This is a genomic window from Ruegeria sp. BB7 (assembly GCF_056539365.1).
The window spans coordinates 1-22,188 of record NZ_JBQFUV010000003.1 but is presented as its reverse complement, the minus strand read 5'-3'; the positions used below and the strand labels follow the sequence as shown (position 1 = coordinate 22,188).

Here is a 22,188-nt window from a genome sequence, read left to right as displayed (position 1 = left end):
TTCAGCCTTTCGCGTCCTGAGATCGTGTCATTTCGTGTTCACGCTGCAAGGGGTGCGACAAGAGTGTTTCCAACCTTGAAAAAACTGAATATGACCGATGCTGTAATATGGGTGGAATAGTAAGATCAACGTCAGGCACAGTGGGTGACGCCCCCCGGGCGCACCAGATGTTGCCATTTCGCCATGTTTGACGAATTTGCACAATCTTGACACCCCCTTTGGCAAGCGGCACCAAAGATAATACGGTAACGGGATAAACGCGCGGATTTGGACACAGAAACACGACAGGCGAAGGCATGAGCCTAGGAATACAAAATACCATAACCGGCCGCGCGCCGCGCATTCTGTTCTACAGCCACGATACATTCGGATTGGGGCATCTGCGCCGGTCGCGGGCCTTGGCTGCGGCCATTACACAGGCCAACCCAGAAGCCTCGGCCTTGATCCTGACGGGATCGCCCGTAGCTGGCAGGTTTACCTTTCCACGCCGGGTCGATCACGTGCGCCTGCCAGGCGTAACCAAACGCGCCGATGGCTCTTACGCGGCGCGGACCATCGGCATGGGAATCGAAGAGGTGACCGAACTGCGTGCCGGTCTGATCCAGACCGCCGTTCAGCAATTCGATCCCGATATGCTGGTCGTCGACAAAGAGCCAACCGGCTTTCGCGGAGAGCTTTTCCCGACGCTGGAACACCTGTTGCATTCGCAACGCACCAAACTGGTTCTGGGCTTGCGCGACGTGCTGGACGAGCCCGAAGTTCTAGCCGCTGAATGGGAGCGCAAGGAAGCGCTGACAGCAACCGAACGGTTCTACCACGAAATCTGGGTCTATGGTCTGCGCTCGATCTACGACCCGACCAAGGGCCTGCCGCTCAGCCACGCAGCACAATCGCGTATTCACTGGACCGGATATCTGCGCCGCGATCTGGGTCCAGTGGGCGAGCCTCCGGAACAGCCTTATATCCTGATCACACCTGGCGGCGGCGGCGATGGCAAGGCGATGGTGAACCTTGTCCTGTCGGCCTATGAGAAAGATCCGACACTATCACCCCGCGCGGTGCTGGTATATGGCCCCTTCCTGTCCGGCGAGCTGCGCGAGGAATTCGAAACCCGCGTTGCTGCATTGAATGGACGAGTGACCGCCGTTGGATTCGAATCCCAAATCGAAACGTTGTTTGCCGGGGCTGCCGGCGTCGTCTGCATGGGCGGTTACAACACGTTTTGCGAGGTGCTCTCGTTCGACAAACGCGCCGTCATAGTGCCGCGCACGACACCACGGCTGGAGCAGTGGATCCGCGCCTCGCAGGCCGAGGATCTGGGGCTTGTCCGAATGCTCGACGAAACCCGTGACGGCCTGACACCGGATGCAATGATTGAGGCGATACGCAACCTGCCGCAGCAGCCGTTGCCATCGCAGGCCATTCAAGACGGGCTTTTGGACGGGCTGGACTACGTCACCGATCGCGTGGACGCATTGCTGAACCGGGAACAGGAACGGGCCACCGGATGACGACAGCTCAGCCGAAACTGGCGGTGCTGGTCAAAGGATGGCCGCGCCTGTCCGAGACGTTTATCGCCCAAGAACTAGTCGCCCTGCAAGAAGCCGGGCACAGTTTTGACATCTGGTCTCTACGCCATCCAACAGATGTAAAGCGCCACCCACTGCACGACCGCTTTCAGGGTCAGGTGCATTACCTGCCCGAATATCTGTATCAGGAACCGCAACGCGTCTGGGCCGCACGGCATGCAGCGCAGGCGTTGCCGGGTTATGCCGAAGCTTACCGGATCTGGCGCGCCGACTTGCGCCGTGATCCGACCCATAACCGCATCCGCCGGTTCGGTCAGGCTTGCGTTCTGGCCGCAGAACTTCCCGACGTGACGCAGGTGATGTACGCGCATTTCATGCATACGCCGTCCTCGGTCGCGCGCTATGCCGCGATCATGCGCGGCCTGCCTTGGAGCTTTTCTGCACATGCCAAGGACATTTGGACCTCGCCCGTATGGGAAAAGGTCGAAAAGCTTCAAGCCAGCACGCACGGCGCGGCGTTCGGTGCAACATGCACTGCTTTCGGGGCCGAGCATCTGCGCAGCTTGGCAGATGACCCATCTCGGGTTGATCTGATCTACCACGGGTTAGACCTTGGTCGCTTTCCTGCCCCGCCTAACCGTGCCTTACGCGCACCGGACGGACCTTTTCACATGCTGTCTGTTGGGCGTCTGGTCGAGAAAAAGGGCTTTGACCGATTGATCGATGCTTTCGCACGACTGCCGAAAACGCTCGATTGGCACTGGGCGCATATTGGTGGCGGGTCGCTAGGTGATGCGTTGAAAAACCAGGCTGAGGCCGCTGGCCTATCGCACCGGATTACATGGAAAGGTGCCTGCGACCAGCCCGAAGTCATCGCGGCCATGCGCGCGGCCGACCTGTTCGTACTTCCCAGCCGTATTGCCGAGGACGGAGACCGTGACGGACTGCCGAACGTTCTGATGGAGGCCGCGTCTCAGTTGCTGCCGATTCTGTCGACGCCGGTTTCTGCCATCCCCGAATTCATTGAAACCGGCACGCATGGGGTCCTGTCCGATGACGCCCCCGGCGCTTTGGCCACTGCCATTAGCCGACTTGCCGCAGCGCCGGATCAGACCGCATCGATGGCCTCGGCCGCTTATGACCGACTGATTACCGAATTTCGCATGGACCCGGGCATCGCACGCCTGTCCGAGCGGTTGCGCGCGTTGGGTTCGGACACAGAGTGATGGCGAGGGTCGCGTTTTACACCCCGATGAAAGCCCCGGACAATCCGGTGCCATCTGGCGATCGGGAAATGGCCCGCAACTTGATGCAGGCGATTTCAGCGCAGGGCGATGCGGTCGACCTGGTGTCTCGACTGCGCGTGTATGACAAGACAGGGGACGCCCAGGTGCAGGCAGCACTGCGTACAGAGGCCGCGGCAGAGGCCCAGCGTCTGATTGCCGAACTGCCATCGAAAACTGCCCTCTGGGTGACTTATCACAACTATTACAAAGCGCCCGATCTATTGGGACCGACTGTGTGTAAGGCCCGGAACATCCCTTATGTCCAATTGGAAAGCACCCGAGCAACAAGCCGTTTGAATGGCCCTTGGGCCGGGTTTGCGCAGGCCGCTCATGAGGCCTGCGACGCGGCTCAGGTGATCTTTTACCACACCGCCAACGATCTGATCACTTTGGAACGGGAACGGTTCGGAGACCAACGGCTTGTAGAGCTTCCCCCGTTTCTGCCGCTGACAGACTTGCCGTCTGCTTCCTCATCAGAAGGTCCAATGCTGACGGTCGGAATGATGCGGCATGGCGACAAATTGGCCTCTTACACCTTACTCGCCGACGCGTTGGCCCAACTGGATGGCGATTGGACGTTGGATATCGCAGGTGATGGTCCGGCGCGAGCTGATGTCGAGGCACTAATGGCCCCTTTCGGAGCCAAAGTCCGCTTTCTGGGCCAATGCGACCGCAACACGTTGCAGGCACTTTATGGTGCGGCCTCTTTGTTGGTGTGGCCCGGTGTGAATGAAGCTTACGGGATGATCTATCTGGAAGCCCAAGCCAGCGGCCTGCCCGTAGTTGCCCAAGACCGGCCAGGCGTGCGGGACGTTCTGGCCCCATCGGATTACCCGTCGGTCGATGATGGCGCTGAAGGTCTGGCTGCCAGATTGCGTACCCTGCTGCAAGATCGCACCCTTCGGCTGGCAATCGGGGCGAAGGCCCGCGCCCATGTGGCGGAACGTCACCTGCTGCCTGCTGCAACCGACAGGTTCTGGCAAGCTGTGCGACCATTGGTGGAGGCCACTCGATGACCCAATTGGCTCTGCTGCGACATGGGCACACTCATTGGAACCGCGCAGGACGAATTCAGGGGCGTAGCGATATTCCCTTGGATGATCAGGCCCGAACAGAACTTTCAGCTACGCGCCTGCCCGAACCGTGGGAGAGCGCGGACCTTTGGTCCAGCCCTCTGTTGCGCGCCAGTGAAACGGCGCGTCTGGTTGCCGGGCGAGAGCCGCAGACCAAGAGCGCGTTGACCGAGATGAACTGGGGCGATTGGGAAGGCCTGCGCGGAGTGGACCTTATTGCCGATCCGGACAGCGGCTATCGGCATATTGAAGACTGGAGCTGGAATTTCCGCCCGCCAAACGGTGAAAGCCCAGCCGAGGTTTGGAACCGACTGAAACCCTGGCTGGACGGATTGAAAAGCGACACGGTCGCCGTCTGCCATATCGGTATTATGCGCGTCATTCTAGCACGCGCCTGGGGGTGGGATTTCGACGGCCCTGCGCCCTTTAAGATCAAGCGCAACCGACTTTATATCGTTGATATGACAACGCTTACTCCTCTGCCGGAGCCTATCCGCCTAATCAAAACCGGGGCATCCCAATGAAGGTGATGATCGTTGTCACTCATTTACTGGGTACGGGCCATCTCAGCCGTGCGCTGACACTGGGCCGGGCATTTGTTCACAACGACCACGAGACTTTTGTCGTCTCGGGTGGGATGCCAGCACCCCAATTGGACAGTGCGGGCATAACGGTGCTGGGCTTGCCGCCTCTCCGCTCGGACGGCACCGATTTCACAACGCTTTTAAGCCAAAGCGGTGAGGTCGCGGATGCAGATTACCTGAAGGCGCGTGAGACGGCTTTGGTCGAAGCCATTCAGAGCTTTGCGCCGGACATTCTGATCACAGAGCTGTTTCCCTTTGGCCGCCGATCACTGGCGGCCGAATTCAACGCGGCTTTGGAGGCAGCACAAACCCTGCCACGTCCACCGATTATTCTGGGTTCGATCCGAGACATTCTGGCGCCGCCTTCCAAACCCTCAAAAGCGGAACGTACGGCGGAGATTATCGAGCAATACTACGACGGCATCCTCGTTCATTCGGATCAAAGCGTTGTTCCCCTAGACATCAGTTGGCCAGTTACAAACCACTTACGACAGCGTTTGCTCTATACGGGTTTTGTAGCGCCCGAAGCCCCGGTGCCTCATGGTGATTTGGTGGGTAAGGACGAAATTCTTGTCAGCGCTGGTGGTGGATCGGTAGGTCAACCGATCTTTCACGCGGCCATCGAGGCCGCCAGAAAGATGCCCAACAGGCGCTGGCGCTTGTTGGTCGGCGGGCAGGATGCGCGGATGCGTATTGACCAATTAAATAAGCTCATCGGTGATGCCCCGGTGACATTGGAACCTGTGCGCCCCGATTTCCGCCAGATGCTACCGCTTGCTGCGGCCTCGGTCAGTATGTGCGGCTACAACACCGCACTGGATATTTTGCAGTCAGGGACACCCGCAGTTTTCATTCCATTTGACGATGGCAAGGAAGTTGAGCAGAGCTTGCGCGGGCAGAGCTTATCCAACTTGCCTGCCATCGACGTGCTGCCCAGCAAGGAACTTAACGGAGACGTTCTGGCGCGCGCCGTTGATGCAGTCATGTCCAGCGGCCCGCGCCCGGTTCCCACACAGGGCTTTGACGGAGCCGCCCGAACGGTTGAGATAGCAGTGAAACTTAGAGGGCAGGCATGACAATGGATTGGCGCCCTCTGGATACTGAATTGAACGCTTGGATGGCCGAAGGGCTAACCCTTCCTGTCTGGTGGCGTGACGACGATGCAGTTTCTGCGACACCGCAACTTGAGACATTGGCAGAGCTTTCACAGGTTTTAGGTGTACCGGTGCACCTTGCAGTCATTCCCCGCGATGCCAATGAATCGCTGATCGATCACGTCGCGCACCACGCAACACTTATTCCCGTGGTACATGGCTGGGCGCATGAAAACCACGCACTGCCGGACGAGAAGAAATCCGAGTTTCGCCTGCACCGCCCGATGAACGATATTCTTGACGATGCACGGGCCGGGCTTAAGCGGCTGCAATCTCAGTTCGAAAACAGGCTCTGCCCGATGTTTGTCCCACCGTGGAACCGTATCGCACCCGAGGTGGTGCAGGAGCTGCCGGGTTTGGGCTATCGCATTATTTCAACCGCGACACCGCGCAAGGTCAGAAATCCGGCGCCCGGTCTGGAGCAGATCAACACCCATCTGGACCCGATCGACTGGCGTGGCACACGAGGGCTGATCATTGCGGACAGGTTGATTGCTCAAACTGCCAACCTGCTGCGCGAACGACGCGAAGGACGCACCGACAACGCCGAACCTTTCGGCGTCTTGACCCATCATCTGGTCCATGATCAGGACATCTGGACCTTTACCGAGGCATTGCTGCGCCGCCTTCTGAACGGCCCCGGCTTTGCTTGGGTCGCACCAACAGAACCAACCGGAGAACCTGAATGAGCCGACTGGATTCCATGCTACGCCGCCTGACGGCGCAACGCGACGGGCTGAACTGGGCCGTCGCGCAGATCAGCGATATGGAAGGCGATGTTCTGGATATGGGATTGGGCAATGGCCGCACCTACGACCACCTGCGGGAAATCCTGTCCAACCGGCGCATATGGGTGATGGACCGGGTGCTGCAGTGCCACCCGTCCAGCACCCCTCCGGCTGAGGACTTTCTGCAGGGCGAAGCGGAACCCATGCTGGAAAAACTGGCCGCTGGTGGCACAAGCATCGCGCTGGCCCATTACGATTTCGGGCGCGGTATCAAGGAAGAGGACGTTGCCGAAGCCTCACGCCTCAGCCCTCTGATCAAGCAGGTGATGCGACCCGGAGGGTTGCTGATTTCGGGTCAGCCTCTGGTTGGGTTCGAACAGATAAGCGGCCCGGACACCATCGCGCCAGACCGTTACCTGTTCTACCGGGCCTGATCAGGCCACACGCCGCCCGCGCGACCAGACGCCGTTCAGCGCGGGCGCACCTTCGCGCAGACGGAACCGGATCACATCCGCGCGAGCACCGGCACGCAATTCACCTCGGTCCTGCAATCCGACAACTTGTGCGGGGGCCTGCGTTACAGTGCGCAAACCCCTAGCCATATCTCGCCACTCCTCTCCAAGTCGCACGGCTGACAGCAGCAACGCCGCAGGGACATAGTCCGAGGACAGAATGTCGAGATGGCCCAGTTCGGCCAGTTCCTGCGCGGCCACGTTGCCGGAATGCGATCCGCCGCGGATCACGTTGGGCGCCCCCATCATGACCTTGATACCGTGGTTATGGCAGGTCCGGGCGGCTTCAACCGTGGTTGGAAACTCGGCCAGTTTGATACCGTGACCTGCCGACACCGCGACCTGTTCAGCCGTGGTATCATCATGGCTGGCCAGCATCGCGCCAAATCGCTTAGCGGCTTTCACTGTTTCAATTTCATGCCGGTCACCATTACGCTCGCGCAGCTTTTTGAGGTGCGCCACATGCTGCAGGTACTCGTCATCATTCATGCCGTGCTTGCCTTTCATGTAGGCCTCCAGCTGCGCCATATTCCGAAATTGCCGCTGCCCGGGCGTGTGATCCATCAACGAAACCAGACCAACGCGATCCTCAGTGCTGAATTCGTCCAGCTCATCCACTAGCGTCTCCGAGCACACTTCGGCCCGCAGGTGCAGAAAGTGGCTGATCTTCAGGGCATCCTGTTCACGCAACTGCCACAGCTCACGCGACAAATCGCGAGCGTACCTTTTGTAGCGCTGGCCGCTAGGGATCGAGCCAATGCGCATCGCGTCGAACACGGTGGTGATCCCGGTGCTGGCCAGTTCTGCATCATGAGCCAAAATCGCCGCAGCGTGGGGCCAATCAACCTTGGGGCGCGGCTGGATGTGGCGCTCAAGGTTATCCGTGTGCAATTCGACCAGACCGGGGCTGACGTAATCACCCCCGCAATCGACCGCGCCTGCTGGAACCGTCGGGCCGGTGTCAACCTCGGCAATGGTCTCTCCAACAATGCGGACGCTGCCGGTCACCGTCTCATTCGGAAGAACAAGCGTGGCATTGGCAAGGATCGTTTCTTCTGTCATCTGAACTTCACACGATTTGAGCTATTGGCAAGGCCACACATAGGAGGCCACTGTGACATTCACGCGATACGCGATCTATTTTGCGCCACCCGCAGACGCGGAATGGACGAAATTCACCACCAACTGGCTGGGCTGGGACATGGAGGCGGGTAGGACCTGCGACCATCCAGTGGTCGACGGCGTGGACGTAGCAGCCGTGACCGATGTGCCGCGAAAATATGGGCTGCATGCAACGATGAAGCCGCCCTTCCGCCTGCACGAAGGGCAAACGATTGAGGCATTGTCCGAGGCCTGCACGCGGCTTGCGGCCACGCAGCCCGCCGTCACGCTGGGCGGGTTGCAGATTGCACGCCTGGGTCGTTTTCTGGCCTTGCGCCCAGTAGGAGATGAAACCGCTTTGAACACCCTGGCCGCAGCCTGCGTGCGCGATCTTGACGGCTTTCGCGCCCCTGCGCCACTGGCCGAGCTGGACCGTCGTCGCGCCAACGGGCTGTCGGCGGAACAGGACGCCAACCTTGTGCAATGGGGCTATCCATATGTGATTGGGTCCTTTCGGTTTCACATTACCCTCAGCGGCAAGCTGGACAAACCCACGCTGGTGGCGACTCAGGACGCGCTGCAAGCGCAACTGGCACCCCTGCTGCCCACCCCGTTTCAAATCAAAGATCTGGCTCTGGTGGGTGAGGCTGCGGATGGCCGGTTTCACCTGATCCATCGCTACGCCCTCTCCGGCTGAAGCTGCGTAAGGATTGCGTTGATCGTGGCGTCCAGCGGTCCCGAGTTGTCGATCTCGATCACTCGGGTCAACCCGTCAGGCAGAGGGGCCTTGGCGCGGGCCAGACGTCGCGCCTGTTCGGTCGCATTCTCTCGCGCACGAGCCGACAAGCGCCGTGCCAGAATATCCGGATCCGCAATCAGTGAAATCACGATCAAATCACCAAACTCTTCCTGCGCGTGCATCAGAACCGAACGGGACAAATTCACCAATACCGCATCCGCTTGTTGCCTGAGGTCTTCGATACGCTTGGGCACCCCGTAGAACAGATCATGGGCGAGCCAGTGCAGGGCAAAGGCACCCTCGGCAACCAACTGCCGAAAACGCTCAGCAGATACCCGGTCGAAATCTTCACCCTCTTCCCCCTCGGGCCGTGTGATCACCCGGCGCACCCGATGAATACCGGGCGAAGACGCTGCGAGCGCTTCCATCACACTGTCCTTGCCAACGCCGGAAGGGCCAACAACTGCGATGACTGGCGCAAGGGTCATGCCTCCACTCCGGGGGTGAATTCCGACACGTTGATCTCACGGTCGCAGACCCGTTCGAGCGCGCCGACGTCGTGGAAGATACCCACGATCGCAGTCCCGCGCGTCTTGGCCTCTTCGATCAGCGACAAGACAGTCTCGCGGTTCTGCGCATCCAGCGAGGCCGTAGGCTCATCAAGCAGCACCGCCGGATACTCATGCGCAAAGCCACGGGCGATATTCACCCGTTGCTGCTCCCCCCCGGAAAAGGTCGTCGGGCTGAGCCTCCATAGACGCTCAGGGATATTGAGCCGCGCCAACAAGGACGCCGCCTTGTCCAGTGCCTCAGTCTTGTCGCATCCAGCGGCCAACAACGGTTCGGCCACCACCTCCAGCGTAGGAACACGCGGCACGACGCGCAGGAACTGACTTACATAGCCTAAAGTCTCGCGTCGCAGCGCCAGAATCTCGCGCGGCTCGGCCTGTGCCACATCCAGACCGGCGACCAAAACCTGACCCGAGGCCGCTAGGTAGTTTCCGTAGATTACGCGCATCAGGGTGGACTTACCTGCCCCCGATGCCCCGGTCAGGGCCACACATTCACCGGGCGCAACCTTCAGCGATGCCCCTTCCATCACCGGGATCACTGCACTGCCCTGATTGTGCAGGGTAAAGCTCTTGTTGACGTCTCTAAGCTCAATCATCGCACTTCATCTTTTCAAAAATACTCAAACCTGCAGAACGCTGGACACAAGCAACTGCGTGTAGGCATGTTGCGGATCGTCCAGCACCTGATCAGTCAGACCAGCCTCAACCACATGACCGCTTTTCATCACTATCAGCCGATCCGCCAACAGGCGCACCACGGCCAGGTCATGAGTAACGATAATGGCGCTCAAGCCCATTTCACGTACCAACCCGCGAAGCAGGTCCAGTAGCCGTGCCTGAACTGATACATCCAGCCCTCCAGTCGGTTCGTCCATGAACACCAGCCGAGGTCCCGTGACCAGATTGCGCGCGATTTGCAGGCGCTGTTGCATTCCACCGGAGAAAGCTGTGGGACGATCATCCACCCTGCCTTCTTCGATCTCGACGCGGTCCAGCCAGTCGATCGCTTTGTTACGGATGCCGCCATAGTGGCGGTCGCCCACAGCCATCAGGCGCTCACCAATATTCCCGCCCGCGCTCACTGACATACGCAGCCCATCTCGGGCGTGCTGGTGGACAAAAGCCCAATCGGTGCGCCCCAGCATCCGACGTTCCGGTTCGGGCATAGTCACCGTATCCATCGGCCCACCAGCTCGGGTGTCAAAGACAACCTGACCCGCATCAGGCTCCAGATGCCCCGCCATACAATTCAGCAGGGTCGACTTGCCCGACCCGCTTTCTCCGACGATCCCCATCACCTCACCGGGGTAGAGATCGAAGCTTACATCCGTGCAGCCGATCCGCGCACCATAGCGTTTCTCGATACCTTTGACTTGCAACAGCGGTGTCATGCCGCGCCCTCCTCGGCCAATCGGCCCGCATGGCCCGCCGTGCGGCGGGACCGGCAGTAATCGGTATCCGAACAGACAAACATCCGTTTGCCCGCGTCATCCATGATCACCTCGTCCAGATAGCTGTCCTCGGCCCCACATAGGTCGCAGGGGTGTTCGGCCTTTGTGGCCTCGAACGGGTAATCCTCGAAGTCGAGGCTCACCACTTTCGTATGCGGCGGCACTGCATAAATCCGCTGCTCACGCCCCGCCCCAAATAACTGGATCGCTTCCATTTCCAATTTGGGGTTGTCGAATTTCGGGATCGGGGATGGGTCCATCACATAGCGCCCCGACACTTTCACCGGATAGGCGTACGACGTCGAAATCGCACCGTGCTGGCTGATATCCTCGTACAGCTTCACGTGCATAAGCCCATATTCCTCGAGGCTATGCATCTTGCGCGTCTCGGTCTCGCGCGGTTCCAGAAAGCGCAGAGGTTCAGGGATCGGCACCTGATAGACGAGTATCTGATCTTCGCTCAGCTTTGCCTCGGGGATGCGGTGACGGGTCTGGATGACCGTTGCCTTTTCGGTTTCCTCGGTCGTTTCAACACCTGCGGTGTTCTCAAAGAATTTGCGGATCGAGACTGCGTTCGTCGTGTCATCCGCGCCCTGATCAATCACTTTGAATGTATCTTCCGGTGTCAGCGTCGCGGCCGAAACCTGCACTCCGCCTGTGCCCCAGCCATAAGGCATCGGCATCTCGCGGCTGGCGAAAGGCACCTGATAACCGGGCACAGCCAAACCTTTAAGAATGGCCCGACGAATCATTCGCTTGGTCTGTTCGTCTAAATATGCAAAGTTGTACTCAGACATAGAAATACCCGTTATTGTAATGTGAACTAGGTAAGGGTTTTGAATGAGTACCGAGATCTGGGTTGTCGCAATCGCAATGCTCATCCTCGTGGCGATGTCCGCCAGACTTATCTCCATTTTCATTAAGCTTCGCCGAGGGGAGTACGACTCTACGGCGCGGCAGAGAGCAAACCGCAATACGACAGAATCGGACGGCGTCGGCGCGCGCACGGACTATCTCGAAGGCGACTGAACTCATTCCGCAGCCTCCTTTGGCGCAATCCGCTCCTCGGCTTCGCGGCGCAGCTTGCGGACAAGTTCCAGCTCAGACTGGAAATCCACGTAATGTGGCAGTTTGATGTGCTCGAGAAATCCGGTGGCCTGGATGTTGTCCGCGTGGCTGAGAACAAATTCTTCATCCTGCGCGGGGGCACCCAGATTGTCCTCGCCCAGTTCCTTCCAGCGCAGCGCGCGGTCAACCAGCGCCATGGCGATGGACTTCCGTTCTGATTGGCCGAAAACCAGACCATAGCCGCGCGTGAACTGCGGCGGTTCGGTCTTGGAGCCCGTGAACTGGTTCACCGTTTCGCATTCGGTCAGCTCAACCTCGCCGATATCGATCGCGAAGCCCAGTTCAGGGATGCCCATCTCAACCGCAACCTTGCCGATGCGCAACTCGCCAACAAAGGCATGGTTGCGGGCATAGCCACGCTGAGTCGAATATGCCATGCCCAGAACAAAACCCTCATCCCCACGCGTCAGCGATTGCAAACGCAAGGGCCGACCGGCCGGAAACTCCATCGGTTCACGGGTCAGGTCACCCGGAATGGCGTCGCTGACCGGTTCGTCCTGAATAATGTCTTCACCTTGCAGAAACTCGGTTATGTGTGGTGTCGGCTCTGTCCGAGGTTGGCCTTCGGGTGCATCGGGAACCTCTCCTTCAGCCGCAAGTTTGAAATCCAGCAATCGGTGCGTGTAGTCGAAGGTCGGCCCCAGAACCTGCCCACCTGGCGCATCCTTGAAGGTGGCCGAGATGCGGCGGTCACAGGTCATCTGACCCGTTTCCACCGGGTTCGAATAACCGAACCGCGGTAAAGTCGTGCGATAGGCGCGGATCAGAAAAATCGCTTCGATCAGATCACCACGCGCCTGTTTGATCGCCAATGCCGCCAGATCGGGATCGAACAAGGACCCTTCGGCCATCACCCGGTTTACAGCCAGGCTCAACTGTTCGCGGATTTGCGCGATGCTCAACTCGGCAATGTCGGTCGATCCGCGTCGTTCTTCGGCCAGCCAGGCATGAGCGTTCTCGATGGCCTTTTCACCGCCTTTTACAGCAACGTACATGGCCTAGCCCTCCAACTTAATCTGCGTGCTGCGCGGCAGGGCCGCGATTTTGTCCTCGCAGGTGAAGAAAAAATCACACCCCAGCGGATAGAGCGCCGCGTTGCGCTGAAACCGCGGGACATCCGGCAATGAGAGAAAAGCCGTGCCCTTGATCCCCGGTCCGGACAGCGCAGCGCCCGCCTGTTGCAGCTTGGTGCATTCAACGATCAAGGTCGCCGACCGGTCGGGATATTCAGCCGCGCCAATGCGGTACTGATCCAAGGGACCAAGATCTTGCCAGGTTCCGACTGCAAAATCCGCCTCGGTCGCGTCCGACAGAAGAGCCCCGGTGTGAAAGGCCAGCCACTGTCGCACTGCGTCCGTATTGGCTTTGCCAGCCAAATGCACCTTGGTCTCTGGGTCACAGAGCGTCAGCAACAACGTTCCAGCCGCCACTGACAAGGGGGCCGGCGGCACACTACCGGCGACCGTGCGGATCTGACCTGGACGGGCCATAACTGTCATGGCAGCACGAAAGGCGTGGGCCGCATCGACTGGTGCGTTCTGGAAACCGCCAGAGAATCGGGTTTGGGCGCTCATTAGTCCTCTCCCCGAACCATTGTGAAGAATTCGACCTTGGTGGCCGCTGCCTTGGCCGCCCGCGCCGTCTTGGATGCCTGCATCTGCTGGCTGAGCGGCGCGATAATCTGCGCTCGGACCTCTGTGGCGGCTTCGGTTTGCATCAAGGCATCAATCAGCGCCGCAACTTCAGCCTTACCCTTGGAGCGCCCCTGCACATAGCCATGCCCCACTGTGCCGTCCTGCAATACCAGCGAACACCGCGTGACCGTCATTTCACCCAGATTGAACGGCGTGCCAGTGCCACCAGTCCGTCCACGGACCATCACACCACCCACCTCTGGATTGCGAAGCCAGTCAAATCTGGGGGGCGTTTCGAATTCGCCCCACAACGTCATAAGAGCCTCTTCCGGGGCTCGGGCCAGTAAGCCCATCCACTCCTTGCGCGCGGTCTGCGCAATGTTCCGTTGATCCGCCATCAAAACCTCTTGGCCGGGTTGTCCATGTGAACTATACAACTAGACAAATGTTACACCTCAAGGGAATGACTCGCAATCGCGGGTGTGTGAAAGTTTGATGACATGAGCAAAACCCCGATCTGGAAAAGCATCGCGCTGAGCCTCACCTCGGACATAGCCGAAGGGCGATTTCGCACTGGCGATCGGCTGCCGACCGAGGCACAGCTAGCGGCGCAGCACGGGGTCAACCGGCACACGGTCCGGCGCGCCTTGTCAGAGATGGCAGAACAAGGGTTAGTGCACTCAAGGCGCGGCGCAGGAGTATTCGTGGCCACGCAGCCAACCGACTATCCGATCGGCAAGCGGGTCCGGTACCACAAAAGCATCTCGGCCAGTGGCAAGATACCGGGCAAGACGATCCTGTCCCTGACAACGCGCGCGGCAGATGAAGCTGAGGCAGACGCACTGCAGATTGCTCAGGGCGATGCGGTGCACGTCTATGACGGGCTGTCGCTTGCTGATGGGCAGCCCATTGCCCTGTTTCAAAGCATTTTCCCAGCAGGTCGCCTGCCCAATATCCTCGAAGCGCTACAAGATACGAATTCTGTCACCAAGGCGCTGCACCGCTGTGGCGTCACCGACTATACGCGTACCTCAACTCGGTTGACGGCAAGGGCTGCAACGGCAACACAGGCGCTGCATCTACGGTTACCTCAGGGTGCGCCCGTGCTGTTCTCGGCAGGTATCAACGCCAATCTGGAGGGGTTACCCGTTGAATACGGGCGCACTGTTTTCGCCGGAGAGCGCGTTACCTTGACCGTGAATGACGAATAGGCAGCGTGGGTTTTCCGCCTGTCTTCGACTTCCTACCGGAGGTCTCATCCCGTTGGGCGTAGCAGATGCTCCCGCAAGTGCGGGAGCCTTCACACTGCCGAGGCGACGGTCAACTCGTACTTTTCGAGAAAAGCCTCAGCGCTCAATGTCCGAAAATCGGGTAACGCTGAGCGCAGACGCTGGTTGTCCCAATCCCACCATTCCAAGGCCAGCATCCGCGCGGTAATCACTTCGGAGAAACGACGGCGGATAGGTTGAGCCGTAACGCCACCGACAATGGTGTAAGGGGGAACATCCTTGGTAACTACCGCTCCAGTCGCGACAATGGCTCCGTGCCCAATCGTCACTTCGGGTTTGATAATTGCCGCATGCCCAATCCACGTGTCATGCCCGATTTTCGCTGTGCGGCTGGCGCGATGTGCGAACCAATCCGGATCATTCTGTGCGTCATCCCAATAGTCGGCCGAGCGGTACAGGAAATGGTGTAAAGACGCCTTCTCCAAAGGATGATCGGTCGCCCCGATCCGGGTGAAACTGGCAATATTGGCAAACTTTCCAATCTCGGCATTGGCAATATCGCAGGTCCGATCGCAATAGGAGTAATCGCCCCAGACCGAATTGGCGATGCGACTGCCTGCTCCAATCTCTACATACTCCCCAAAGCTGCTGCCAGTGATCTGGCAATCGGAATGTATGAACGGCTGGTCCGGACGAAGGCGTGCCATTGTTTTTATCCTTTTTCGCCACTCAGGGCAGTAAAAGCGGTTTTGCTTTGGGATCGCGTAGCTTTCTCTGTTTTCTCGTCTCACCGCGGATCAGGCGCTTGCGTAGCCAACCCGAGAACCAGTCCATCAGCATCACCATGAGAATGATCAGGACAATGTAATACGCGACCTCTTCCCAGTCCTTCTGCGTGATGATCGCCTGCGTTAACAGCAGACCGATCCCTCCGCCCGTGATCGCGCCAATCACGGTGGCGCTGCGCGTGTTGGATTCGAGGAAATAGAGCAATTGGCTCAACAGCACCGGCGTCACTTGCGGGATCACGCCAAAGCGGTATCGTTGCGGCGCGTTGGCACCTGTCGATTGCACCCCTTCGATCTGCTTCTGGTCCACATTCTCCAACGCTTCCGAGAAAATCTTGCCGAATGTGCCAGTATCCGTAACCAGAATGGCCAATGCCCCGGTCAGCGGGCCAGGGCCGAAAGCACGGGCTAGAACCACGGTCCAGATCAACGCGTCCACCCCCCGAACAAAGTCGAACACGCGACGGGTCGCAAAACGTACGGATTTCATTGGGTTAAAATTACGCGTCGCCATGAAGGCCAGCGGCAGGGCCACCATGGCCGCCCCCAAGGTGCCGAGAAACGCCATCAGGATAGTTTCAAAGATCGCCCAAGCCACATCCTGATGCCGCCACATCTTATTGGTCCAGAAATCTTTCAGTATTGCACCGCCCTCACCTTGCGCCGCGCGCCCAACCAATTCAGGGAAGGATTTGCCATAATAGGGGCTATCGAGCGTGAACCAGAACAGCTCCCACCCGGTGAAATATCGGAACACTTCAGACCGGTTGCGGGTCACGGTCAGGCGACCAGCATCCGTGGTGATCGCCAATCTGTTCTTGGAGACGTTGATCCAGTCCGGAGCCTCGTCTGTCGGCAATTGCGCCTGCACACCAGCTGAGCGGGATGGGGTTGCCCTTACGACGCCATAGCCCGGTATGTCATACTCAATCGTTTCCGGCCCAAAACGCACGACGTGACCATCTTCCAAATCAATCACTGTGGTCTCGCCCAGCAACACCCAATCGGGCGCTTTGCCTTCGGAGTACCGTCCCTTACGCTCACCTTCGATGGCCGCAGACACTTCGCCCGAGCGGTTATCGCGCGTGATATGGGTTTTGTAGCTGTAGCTATCCGATACCAGCGTCTTGCCGTTTTCCCAATTCGCACGAGCAGCCAACCCCGGCACATCGAAGGCAAAGAACACGTAAATTAAGTAGACCAGAACCATTGCAGGCAGGCCAAAGTTCACCACCCGCTTGCGACTGAACAGGCGGTCCGCCTCTGCCTTTAGCTCAGCGGTGGTCAGATTAGTTGCAAAGGTACTCATGCCGAGGCTCCTTTTTCCGAACCGTGAGCCAGACGGTCGCGAAGGTAGCCTGAGATCTGATCGACGATGACGATTGTGACGAACAACAAAATGAAAATGGCAGCCGCTTCGTCATAACGCCCCTGCCCCCAGGACATCGCGTTGCGCAGCTCATAGCCCAGACCTCCGGCACCTACGAAACCCAGGATGGCCGAGGCGCGGATATTGATCTCGAACCGCAGTAAGGCGTAGCTGACATAGTTCGGTCCGACCTGTGGGATTACGCCCAGATACATGCGTTGCGACCAGTTGGCGCCGACCGACTGCAACCCCTCGACCGGCTTTAGCGACGCGTTTTCGTTGACCTCAGAGAACAGCTTGCCCAACGCGCCAGCCGTGTGGATTGCAATGGCGATCATCGCAGGTACAGGGCCACCACCCAGAATGAATATCAGGACCAAGGCGATGACGATTTCCGGGATCGCTCGGAAGATGTCCGAGATACGTCGAAACAGCGGGATCAGTGTGGGCCAGTAGGCCATGCCGCGCGTCGACATCAGCGATAGGAACATCCCAACAATTGTACCGGCCAGCGTCGCGGCGGCAGCGATATTCAATGTCTCAATCAGCGCCGGAAAGAACTCAAAAAGGTTTTCAGGCATCTCGGCGATCTTTTCCCACGCCTCCGACAGAACCTCAGCCGGGTAGTCAAATATCCTGTGCCAGCCCTCGATGAAGCTGCCCGCATTGCGGCTGTCGGCCGTGCGGAAACCTGCGGCCATCATGGCCACGAACAGGATCAGAAGGATGCCACCATAGACCCTCTTGCGACGTGCCATCGCGGTATAGTCGTCGCGGATCTGATCGACGATCGAGGGCCCAGCAGTCAGGTCTGTCATGGAATGCTCCTGAGTGGAAAAATGGGGCCCGGTTTGGCACCGGACCCCGATCTTTGGATATGCGCGCTTAGTTGGACTTCAGCTTGCGTGCTTCGATGATGACTTCGTAGGCGCCATGCGTGATCGGCTCGAACGCCTTGGCTTCACCTGCGGCTACGCCATAAAAGCAGTCGCGGTCTTTTTCATGCAGACCAGCCATCAAGGCAGTCATTTTCTCTTTGACGTCGGCTGGCAGCCCTGTGCGCAGTACAACCGGACCTTCCGGGATCGGCTTCGACTTCCAGATTTCGACCATGTCGTTCATGTCGACAAGACCGGCATCAACAGCGCGGCGCAGGGCACCCGAGTTATAGCCGTCTTCCCAGTTGCCCAGACCATCGGCCCAGGTCACGCCGCCATCAACATCACCATTTTTCACGGCAACGATTGTCTGTTCGTGGCCGCCGGTGAACTTCACTTCACCAAAATAGTCGCCCGACTCCATGGTCGCGCCAGTCGCCACGGGAATTTCGATCGACGGGATCAGGTAACCCGAGGTCGAGTTCGGGTCGCCGAAACCAAATGCCTTGCCCTTCATGTCGTCCAGCGAAGTGATACCACTGTCCTTGCGGGCAAAACCGACCGAGTAGTAGCCATAGCCACCATCAACATTCACCTTAACCAGAACCGGCTCAACCGCTTCTGGGTCGGACAGGTAAGTCTTCGCATAGCCCGAAGCACCCAGCCACGCCATGTCAATGGTACCGCCCAGCAGGCCCTGGATCACGCCATTATAATCGGCAGGTGCGAATAGCTTGGTTTCTACGCCCAGCGCCTCTTCGGTGTATTCACGCAGGCATTCATTGTTGTTCAGGCGGTCCTGAGCGTTCTCACCGCCCAGAATACCAATGCGGAACTCGCTGATTTCCTCAGCCATGGCCGGCGCAACCAGCGCCGTGGTCGCCGCAAAGGCAGCAATCAGTTTTTTCATCTGTCTCTCTCCAGTTTGATTGCCCCGGCCTTTCATCGGACCGGGCGATGAAAGGGGGTTAGTGGCTCAGATGGTGGCTTCCGCTTCCATCAGGGCCTTCTGGGTGGCATCCAGAGTTTCGATCTCGGTCGATGTCGCCTCTTCCGAGAAGCTGGCATCGGCACCGTAGATTTCACGGGCAACGCCGGTGGTCAGCTGTTCGGGAAGTCCATCAAAGACGATACGCCCGTCGCGCATGCCGACCACACGGTCGCAGTACCGGCGTGCGGTGTCCAGCGTGTGCAGGTTGGCGATGACGGTGCGGCCGTCCTCTTCATGAATACGGCGCAGCGCCTGCATCACCACCTGTGCGTTCATCGGGTCAAGCGAGGCGATGGGCTCATCCGCCAGAATGATCCTGGGGTCTTGCATCAGGGCGCGCGCAATGGCGACCCGCTGCTGCTGGCCGCCCGACAGGGCCTCGGCCCGCTTGGGCGCGTGTTCCGCAATGCCCAGACGGTCCAGAATGTCGATGGCGCGGTGAATTTCATTCATCGGGAACAGGTTGAACATGGTCGCCAGGGTCGAGTGGCGGTTCAGCGTGCCGTGCAGCACGTTCGAGACCACATCCAGGCGTGGCACCAGATTGAACTGTTGGAAGATCATCGCGCAATCGGCCTGCCACACGCGTTTGTCGCGACCTTTCAACTGGGTCACATTACGCCCTTCGAACAGGATCCGACCTTCGCTGGAATCTGTCAGGCGGTTGATCATCCGCAGCAAGGTCGACTTGCCCGCGCCCGACCGACCGATAATCCCGATCATGCAAGGTTTGTCCACATCCAGCGTCGCCGCGTCCACAGCTACATTTTCACCAAAGCGTTTGGTCAGTTTCTCGATCCGCAGCACGTGCCACCCCCAGTTCATGTTGGCGATCAGCTACAGACGCTGCTCAACGACTATGTGTCAGGGCGGTGAAAGTTTTGTAACGGCGCGAGAGCCACAGGGGCTATCCATTGCGGCGGCACGCAGGTATATGCGACCGCGACTCTCCAGCTTTTACGAGGCCACCATGAGCTTTGACCGTACCATCAAGATCGCTCCGTCGATCCTGTCCGCCGATTTCGCCAATTTCGGCGCCGAGATCCAAGCCATTGAAGCCCAGGGCGCTGACTGGGTCCATGTGGACGTAATGGACGGCCATTTTGTGCCGAACCTGACCTTCGGCCCCCCGGCGGTGAAGGCGTTCCGCCCGCATGTGAAGACGGTGATGGACGTTCACCTGATGATCACGCCGGTTGATCCCTACATTCAGGCCTATGCCGATGCAGGTGCCGATATCCTGACCGCCCATGTCGAGGCCGGACCTCACACCCACCGCACCCTGCAGGCCATCCGCGCGGCGGGCATGAAAGCCGGTGTTGCTCTGAACCCCGGCACGCCTGCCGAGGCGGTCGAGCATCTGCTGGATCTGACCGATCTGGTCTGCGTCATGACCGTGAACCCTGGCTTTGGCGGCCAGAAGTTCATCGACATGACCAACAAGATTCGCAAGCTGCGTGACATGATCGGTGACCGCCCGGTGCATATCGAGATTGACGGTGGTGTTGACCCGAAAACCGCGCCTTTGGTTGCCGCAGCGGGGGCCGACGTGCTGGTCGCAGGGTCGGCTGTCTTCAAGGGCGGTTCAGTGGATCAACCCGAGGTATACGGTGAGAACATCCGGGCCGTTCGAGCAGCGGCTGAGGCAAGCGTGTCCTGACCCTGAGCTTGTCTTACGTCTCAAACACGCATCGCTAACCCTAATCGAACCCAAAAGGCGGAAATCACCCCGCCTTGACGTTCTTATTGATAACTCCCGCGTATCAACGGGGTTGGAGGAGATTGGCAAGGGGGATACCAAACTTAGTTTTCAGCGCTCGCCTCTGGAAAAGGGAAGTCTTTCACTGAATGCCAATCTTCGCCTGCAATCTTGTATTGCAGTTCATAGACACCGGGCCCTTTAAACTTCACTCTTTCATTATTGAAGACTAAGGCCGCAGCAATAGTCGCCCCCTCAGGCGGCGAATCCACAGAGTTTTCTTCCCTTATTCGATGCATCGGTTGAAAACTCATATCCACTTCTATTGGTGTATCGCCGTTGTCGGGACATATTAGTCGGAACCAAACTTCCTCCAAATCCACAATTTCAGATTCCACGTAAAACGCGATGCGTGGAATTTCAGTTTCTTGCTCGACAGACAGCTCTGGACCGATCATTCCAGCACCGATTAAAATGGCTCTCCCGTTAGCTTCTCTACGTACTTCTTCGCACAGAACAGCAGATAAGAATTTAATGCTTGGCATTGGTCATACCTGATGAAACCCAACCTGATGCTCCGTGCGAACGGCCAGTTGAAATAACGGCGCGGCTTTTTACCTCCGCTACCGAAGTATCTACGTTGGGCGCGGCTAGCAGAATAAACTGTTGCTCACCCTTCGATTTAAGTTGGCCGTTTTCTCCCATTTCTTCATGACAACGCAAAACATCAGCAACATACTCATTCATGGATTTACCATGTGAACGTGCACAAACTGCAAGTTGACGATGCAATTCTGGTGCGACACGCACATTGAATTGCCCTTTGAAAGGTGAATCAGGCTCAATGCCCCGCTCCGCGCAATCCTCCAGATAGTCATCAACAGCTTCTTCAAAAGCCGTTCTAAGCTCCGACGGAGTACTCGCTTCATAAGTAACTAGGTCTTTGATGAAGAGAAGTTTGCCATGCAGAACATTGTCTTGAACCTCCACGTCTGTGGATCCCAAGTATCCCTTGTATTTCATATCGCTCATATCAGACCCGCTTCTTCCAGCAGTTTACAGACACTTTTAACGGCATAGTGCTTCATTGTGGGTTGAGGATGTGGTTCGTGGAGCCGAATTTGTGGCAGCCCGTTTCCTCTAAAACACTTTCGAGAACCTCGCCCCTCATATTCCTCGTATCCGAGTTGGGAAAGAAGCCTTTTCATTTCCGTCCACTTAAAGTCCTTTGGTCGCGTCTTGAGACGCTTCACAAGCTTTTCGTGTGATGACATCTCAGTTCGCCGTGTAACTATAATTAGTTACTGAACCCTCAAAGTCCAAATTGCAAATAAAAAGTGCGTTCGGTTTATACACCTTTGTGTAACATCCCGTGTGCTGAAGCATCCAATGTAATCCTTTGACTCTGAACCACTATATCTTGATCCAAGGTAGTCGGAGTATTCGAGCATGAGCAGCAGAGTGTCAAGGAAACACTTCTAGAATAAGTTGCATGTACGCGAGCGACGTTTTTTGATTCGACAAACATCAAATCTACTTTGCTTGTCCATTGTAGGAAAAAGGCCGCCCCTTTGTGGGACGGCCTTCTTTAGTTCAACGGTGTGCCGGGCTGAAGCCCGGCCTACCGTGATTATTCAATAATTTTCGAGACAACGCCGGCGCCGACGGTGCGGCCGCCTTCGCGGATCGCGAAGCGCAGGCCGTTTTCCATCGCGATCGGCGCGATCAGCTCAACGCCGAACG

The 22,188-nt window shown here is 58.1% G+C and carries 28 protein-coding genes; 11 read left to right on the top strand and 17 right to left on the bottom strand.

The features are described 5' to 3' along the window. The first annotated feature begins 296 nt into the window (after window positions 1–296). Genes ACR0D7_RS08045 through ACR0D7_RS08015 form a run of 7 tightly spaced genes read left to right on the top strand, consistent with a single transcriptional unit; the run spans window position 297 to window position 6,788 of the window. Entirely contained in the window at window positions 297–1,511 is a 1,215-nt protein-coding gene (locus tag ACR0D7_RS08045) for a glycosyltransferase family protein (protein WP_480678569.1), read from the top strand. Next, window positions 1,508–2,755, top strand: a complete 1,248-nt coding sequence (locus tag ACR0D7_RS08040; protein ID WP_480678568.1) for a glycosyltransferase — start codon at window positions 1,508–1,510, stop codon at window positions 2,753–2,755. Before ACR0D7_RS08045 ends, ACR0D7_RS08040 begins: the two co-directional genes overlap by 4 nt. Further along, on the top strand, window positions 2,755–3,831 hold the full coding sequence (locus ACR0D7_RS08035; protein ID WP_480678567.1) for a glycosyltransferase family 4 protein: 1,077 nt from the start codon (window positions 2,755–2,757) through the stop codon (window positions 3,829–3,831). Before ACR0D7_RS08040 ends, ACR0D7_RS08035 begins: the two co-directional genes overlap by 1 nt. Then, a complete protein-coding gene (locus ACR0D7_RS08030; protein WP_480678566.1) occupies window positions 3,828–4,412 on the top strand; it encodes a histidine phosphatase family protein in 585 nt (194 codons plus the stop codon). The genes ACR0D7_RS08035 and ACR0D7_RS08030 overlap by 4 nt, the downstream gene beginning before the upstream one ends. Next, the gene (locus ACR0D7_RS08025) at window positions 4,409–5,548 is read left to right on the top strand and encodes a glycosyltransferase family protein (protein ID WP_480678565.1); all 1,140 of its coding nucleotides are present in this window, start codon (window positions 4,409–4,411) and stop codon (window positions 5,546–5,548) included. The genes ACR0D7_RS08030 and ACR0D7_RS08025 overlap by 4 nt, the downstream gene beginning before the upstream one ends. Continuing rightward, window positions 5,545–6,315 carry a polysaccharide deacetylase family protein gene (locus ACR0D7_RS08020; protein ID WP_480678564.1) on the top strand — a complete coding sequence of 257 codons (771 nt, stop codon included), beginning with the start codon at window positions 5,545–5,547 and terminating at the stop codon, window positions 6,313–6,315. The genes ACR0D7_RS08025 and ACR0D7_RS08020 overlap by 4 nt, the downstream gene beginning before the upstream one ends. Further along, entirely contained in the window at window positions 6,312–6,788 is a 477-nt protein-coding gene (locus ACR0D7_RS08015; protein WP_480678563.1) for a class I SAM-dependent methyltransferase, read from the top strand. The genes ACR0D7_RS08020 and ACR0D7_RS08015 overlap by 4 nt, the downstream gene beginning before the upstream one ends. Here the strand turns inward: ACR0D7_RS08015 and ACR0D7_RS08010 are convergent, their stop codons facing one another. Further along, window positions 6,789–7,928: an alpha-D-ribose 1-methylphosphonate 5-triphosphate diphosphatase gene (locus tag ACR0D7_RS08010; protein WP_480678562.1), complete on the bottom strand. Its 1,140-nt coding sequence runs from the start codon at window positions 7,926–7,928 to the stop codon at window positions 6,789–6,791. It abuts the gene before it with no gap. Between the two features lie 52 nt (window positions 7,929–7,980). Here ACR0D7_RS08010 and ACR0D7_RS08005 point away from each other — a divergent pair, with 52 nt between their 5' ends. Further along, window positions 7,981–8,664 (top strand): DUF1045 domain-containing protein, encoded by a 684-nt coding sequence (locus tag ACR0D7_RS08005; RefSeq protein ID WP_480678561.1) that lies wholly within the window; start codon window positions 7,981–7,983, stop codon window positions 8,662–8,664. Here the strand turns inward: ACR0D7_RS08005 and ACR0D7_RS08000 are convergent. From ACR0D7_RS08000 to ACR0D7_RS07985, 4 genes are read right to left on the bottom strand one after another with little or no spacing between them, the layout of a single operon-like run. Next, a complete protein-coding gene (locus tag ACR0D7_RS08000) occupies window positions 8,646–9,194 on the bottom strand; it encodes a phosphonate metabolism protein/1,5-bisphosphokinase (PRPP-forming) PhnN (protein ID WP_480678560.1) in 549 nt (182 codons plus the stop codon). The two genes, ACR0D7_RS08005 and ACR0D7_RS08000, sit on opposite strands and share 19 nt — an antisense overlap. Next, entirely contained in the window at window positions 9,191–9,874 is a 684-nt protein-coding gene (gene phnL / locus ACR0D7_RS07995; protein ID WP_480678559.1) for a phosphonate C-P lyase system protein PhnL, read from the bottom strand. Before phnL ends, ACR0D7_RS08000 begins: the two co-directional genes overlap by 4 nt. A gap of 24 nt (window positions 9,875–9,898) precedes the next feature. Beyond that, on the bottom strand, window positions 9,899–10,669 hold the full coding sequence (gene phnK, locus ACR0D7_RS07990) for a phosphonate C-P lyase system protein PhnK (RefSeq protein WP_480678558.1): 771 nt from the start codon (window positions 10,667–10,669) through the stop codon (window positions 9,899–9,901). Further along, complete coding sequence (locus ACR0D7_RS07985; RefSeq protein ID WP_480678557.1) at window positions 10,666–11,526, bottom strand: alpha-D-ribose 1-methylphosphonate 5-phosphate C-P-lyase PhnJ; 861 nt, start codon at window positions 11,524–11,526, stop codon at window positions 10,666–10,668. Before ACR0D7_RS07985 ends, phnK begins: the two co-directional genes overlap by 4 nt. Window positions 11,527–11,569: 43 nt before the next feature. Between ACR0D7_RS07985 and ACR0D7_RS07980 the strand changes: the two genes are divergently transcribed. Beyond that, window positions 11,570–11,758, top strand: a complete 189-nt coding sequence (locus ACR0D7_RS07980) for a hypothetical protein (RefSeq protein WP_480678556.1) — start codon at window positions 11,570–11,572, stop codon at window positions 11,756–11,758. A gap of 2 nt (window positions 11,759–11,760) precedes the next feature. Here the strand turns inward: ACR0D7_RS07980 and ACR0D7_RS07975 are convergent, their stop codons facing one another. Genes ACR0D7_RS07975 through phnG form a run of 3 tightly spaced genes read right to left on the bottom strand, consistent with a single transcriptional unit; the run spans window position 11,761 to window position 13,889 of the window. Continuing rightward, window positions 11,761–12,852 carry a carbon-phosphorus lyase complex subunit gene (locus tag ACR0D7_RS07975; RefSeq protein ID WP_480678555.1) on the bottom strand — a complete coding sequence of 364 codons (1,092 nt, stop codon included), beginning with the start codon at window positions 12,850–12,852 and terminating at the stop codon, window positions 11,761–11,763. Between the two features lie 3 nt (window positions 12,853–12,855). Beyond that, window positions 12,856–13,431 (bottom strand): phosphonate C-P lyase system protein PhnH, encoded by a 576-nt coding sequence (gene phnH, locus ACR0D7_RS07970; RefSeq protein WP_480678554.1) that lies wholly within the window; start codon window positions 13,429–13,431, stop codon window positions 12,856–12,858. Then, entirely contained in the window at window positions 13,431–13,889 is a 459-nt protein-coding gene (gene phnG / locus ACR0D7_RS07965) for a phosphonate C-P lyase system protein PhnG (protein WP_480678553.1), read from the bottom strand. Before phnG ends, phnH begins: the two co-directional genes overlap by 1 nt. Before the next feature lie 102 nt (window positions 13,890–13,991). Here phnG and phnF point away from each other — a divergent pair, with 102 nt between their 5' ends. After that, window positions 13,992–14,702 carry a phosphonate metabolism transcriptional regulator PhnF gene (phnF, locus tag ACR0D7_RS07960; RefSeq protein WP_480678552.1) on the top strand — a complete coding sequence of 237 codons (711 nt, stop codon included), beginning with the start codon at window positions 13,992–13,994 and terminating at the stop codon, window positions 14,700–14,702. Between the two features lie 89 nt (window positions 14,703–14,791). Here the strand turns inward: phnF and ACR0D7_RS07955 are convergent, their stop codons facing one another. From ACR0D7_RS07955 to phnC, 5 genes are all read right to left on the bottom strand, one after another. Further along, complete coding sequence (locus ACR0D7_RS07955) at window positions 14,792–15,427, bottom strand: LbetaH domain-containing protein (protein WP_480678551.1); 636 nt, start codon at window positions 15,425–15,427, stop codon at window positions 14,792–14,794. Window positions 15,428–15,449: 22 nt separating this feature from the next. Further along, window positions 15,450–16,817: a phosphonate ABC transporter, permease protein PhnE gene (phnE, locus tag ACR0D7_RS07950; RefSeq protein WP_480678550.1), complete on the bottom strand. Its 1,368-nt coding sequence runs from the start codon at window positions 16,815–16,817 to the stop codon at window positions 15,450–15,452. Further along, window positions 16,814–17,695 carry a phosphonate ABC transporter, permease protein PhnE gene (phnE, locus tag ACR0D7_RS07945; RefSeq protein ID WP_480678549.1) on the bottom strand — a complete coding sequence of 294 codons (882 nt, stop codon included), beginning with the start codon at window positions 17,693–17,695 and terminating at the stop codon, window positions 16,814–16,816. Before phnE (ACR0D7_RS07945) ends, phnE (ACR0D7_RS07950) begins: the two co-directional genes overlap by 4 nt. A 67-nt stretch (window positions 17,696–17,762) precedes the next feature. Then, window positions 17,763–18,665, bottom strand: a complete 903-nt coding sequence (gene phnD, locus ACR0D7_RS07940; RefSeq protein ID WP_480678548.1) for a phosphonate ABC transporter substrate-binding protein — start codon at window positions 18,663–18,665, stop codon at window positions 17,763–17,765. Between the two features lie 66 nt (window positions 18,666–18,731). Then, window positions 18,732–19,553 carry a phosphonate ABC transporter ATP-binding protein gene (gene phnC / locus ACR0D7_RS07935; RefSeq protein WP_480678747.1) on the bottom strand — a complete coding sequence of 274 codons (822 nt, stop codon included), beginning with the start codon at window positions 19,551–19,553 and terminating at the stop codon, window positions 18,732–18,734. Between the two features lie 163 nt (window positions 19,554–19,716). On the opposite strand from phnC, the gene rpe reads away from it, so the two are divergent. Further along, window positions 19,717–20,406: a ribulose-phosphate 3-epimerase gene (gene rpe / locus ACR0D7_RS07930; protein WP_480678547.1), complete on the top strand. Its 690-nt coding sequence runs from the start codon at window positions 19,717–19,719 to the stop codon at window positions 20,404–20,406. Window positions 20,407–20,549: 143 nt separating this feature from the next. On the opposite strand, the gene ACR0D7_RS07925 is transcribed toward rpe, so the two are convergent. From ACR0D7_RS07925 to ACR0D7_RS07910, 4 genes are all read right to left on the bottom strand, one after another. Then, window positions 20,550–20,990, bottom strand: a complete 441-nt coding sequence (locus ACR0D7_RS07925; RefSeq protein ID WP_480678546.1) for a hypothetical protein — start codon at window positions 20,988–20,990, stop codon at window positions 20,550–20,552. Then, window positions 20,977–21,477: a type II toxin-antitoxin system HicB family antitoxin gene (locus ACR0D7_RS07920; protein WP_480678545.1), complete on the bottom strand. Its 501-nt coding sequence runs from the start codon at window positions 21,475–21,477 to the stop codon at window positions 20,977–20,979. The genes ACR0D7_RS07925 and ACR0D7_RS07920 overlap by 14 nt, the downstream gene beginning before the upstream one ends. Beyond that, entirely contained in the window at window positions 21,474–21,653 is a 180-nt protein-coding gene (locus ACR0D7_RS07915) for a type II toxin-antitoxin system HicA family toxin (RefSeq protein ID WP_480678544.1), read from the bottom strand. The genes ACR0D7_RS07920 and ACR0D7_RS07915 overlap by 4 nt, the downstream gene beginning before the upstream one ends. 422 nt (window positions 21,654–22,075) lie before the next feature. Further along, on the bottom strand, window positions 22,076–22,188 hold a 113-nt coding region (locus ACR0D7_RS07910), incomplete at its 5' end, for an EF-Tu C-terminal domain-related protein (RefSeq protein ID WP_480428719.1).

Excerpts from the sequence above, each read along its gene's own strand:
- ACR0D7_RS08045 (WP_480678569.1), top strand. The coding sequence starts at position 297 with ATGAGCCTAGGAATACAAAATACCATAACCGGCCGCGCGCCGCGCATT.
- ACR0D7_RS08040 (WP_480678568.1), top strand. The coding sequence starts at position 1,508 with ATGACGACAGCTCAGCCGAAACTGGCGGTGCTGGTCAAAGGATGGCCG.
- ACR0D7_RS08035 (WP_480678567.1), top strand. The coding sequence starts at position 2,755 with ATGGCGAGGGTCGCGTTTTACACCCCGATGAAAGCCCCGGACAATCCG.
- ACR0D7_RS08030 (WP_480678566.1), top strand. The coding sequence starts at position 3,828 with ATGACCCAATTGGCTCTGCTGCGACATGGGCACACTCATTGGAACCGC.
- ACR0D7_RS08025 (WP_480678565.1), top strand. The coding sequence starts at position 4,409 with ATGAAGGTGATGATCGTTGTCACTCATTTACTGGGTACGGGCCATCTC.
- ACR0D7_RS08020 (WP_480678564.1), top strand. The coding sequence starts at position 5,545 with ATGACAATGGATTGGCGCCCTCTGGATACTGAATTGAACGCTTGGATG.
- ACR0D7_RS08015 (WP_480678563.1), top strand. The coding sequence starts at position 6,312 with ATGAGCCGACTGGATTCCATGCTACGCCGCCTGACGGCGCAACGCGAC.
- ACR0D7_RS08010 (WP_480678562.1), bottom strand. The coding sequence starts at position 7,928 with ATGACAGAAGAAACGATCCTTGCCAATGCCACGCTTGTTCTTCCGAAT.
- ACR0D7_RS08000 (WP_480678560.1), bottom strand. The coding sequence starts at position 9,194 with ATGACCCTTGCGCCAGTCATCGCAGTTGTTGGCCCTTCCGGCGTTGGC.
- phnL (WP_480678559.1), bottom strand. The coding sequence starts at position 9,874 with ATGATTGAGCTTAGAGACGTCAACAAGAGCTTTACCCTGCACAATCAG.
- phnK (WP_480678558.1), bottom strand. The coding sequence starts at position 10,669 with ATGACACCGCTGTTGCAAGTCAAAGGTATCGAGAAACGCTATGGTGCG.
- ACR0D7_RS07985 (WP_480678557.1), bottom strand. The coding sequence starts at position 11,526 with ATGTCTGAGTACAACTTTGCATATTTAGACGAACAGACCAAGCGAATG.
- ACR0D7_RS07980 (WP_480678556.1), top strand. The coding sequence starts at position 11,570 with ATGAGTACCGAGATCTGGGTTGTCGCAATCGCAATGCTCATCCTCGTG.
- ACR0D7_RS07975 (WP_480678555.1), bottom strand. The coding sequence starts at position 12,852 with ATGTACGTTGCTGTAAAAGGCGGTGAAAAGGCCATCGAGAACGCTCAT.
- phnH (WP_480678554.1), bottom strand. The coding sequence starts at position 13,431 with ATGAGCGCCCAAACCCGATTCTCTGGCGGTTTCCAGAACGCACCAGTC.
- phnG (WP_480678553.1), bottom strand. The coding sequence starts at position 13,889 with ATGGCGGATCAACGGAACATTGCGCAGACCGCGCGCAAGGAGTGGATG.
- phnF (WP_480678552.1), top strand. The coding sequence starts at position 13,992 with ATGAGCAAAACCCCGATCTGGAAAAGCATCGCGCTGAGCCTCACCTCG.
- ACR0D7_RS07955 (WP_480678551.1), bottom strand. The coding sequence starts at position 15,427 with ATGGCACGCCTTCGTCCGGACCAGCCGTTCATACATTCCGATTGCCAG.
- phnE (WP_480678550.1), bottom strand. The coding sequence starts at position 16,817 with ATGAGTACCTTTGCAACTAATCTGACCACCGCTGAGCTAAAGGCAGAG.
- phnE (WP_480678549.1), bottom strand. The coding sequence starts at position 17,695 with ATGACAGACCTGACTGCTGGGCCCTCGATCGTCGATCAGATCCGCGAC.
- phnD (WP_480678548.1), bottom strand. The coding sequence starts at position 18,665 with ATGAAAAAACTGATTGCTGCCTTTGCGGCGACCACGGCGCTGGTTGCG.
- rpe (WP_480678547.1), top strand. The coding sequence starts at position 19,717 with ATGAGCTTTGACCGTACCATCAAGATCGCTCCGTCGATCCTGTCCGCC.
- ACR0D7_RS07925 (WP_480678546.1), bottom strand. The coding sequence starts at position 20,990 with ATGCCAAGCATTAAATTCTTATCTGCTGTTCTGTGCGAAGAAGTACGT.
- ACR0D7_RS07920 (WP_480678545.1), bottom strand. The coding sequence starts at position 21,477 with ATGAGCGATATGAAATACAAGGGATACTTGGGATCCACAGACGTGGAG.
- ACR0D7_RS07915 (WP_480678544.1), bottom strand. The coding sequence starts at position 21,653 with ATGAAAAGGCTTCTTTCCCAACTCGGATACGAGGAATATGAGGGGCGA.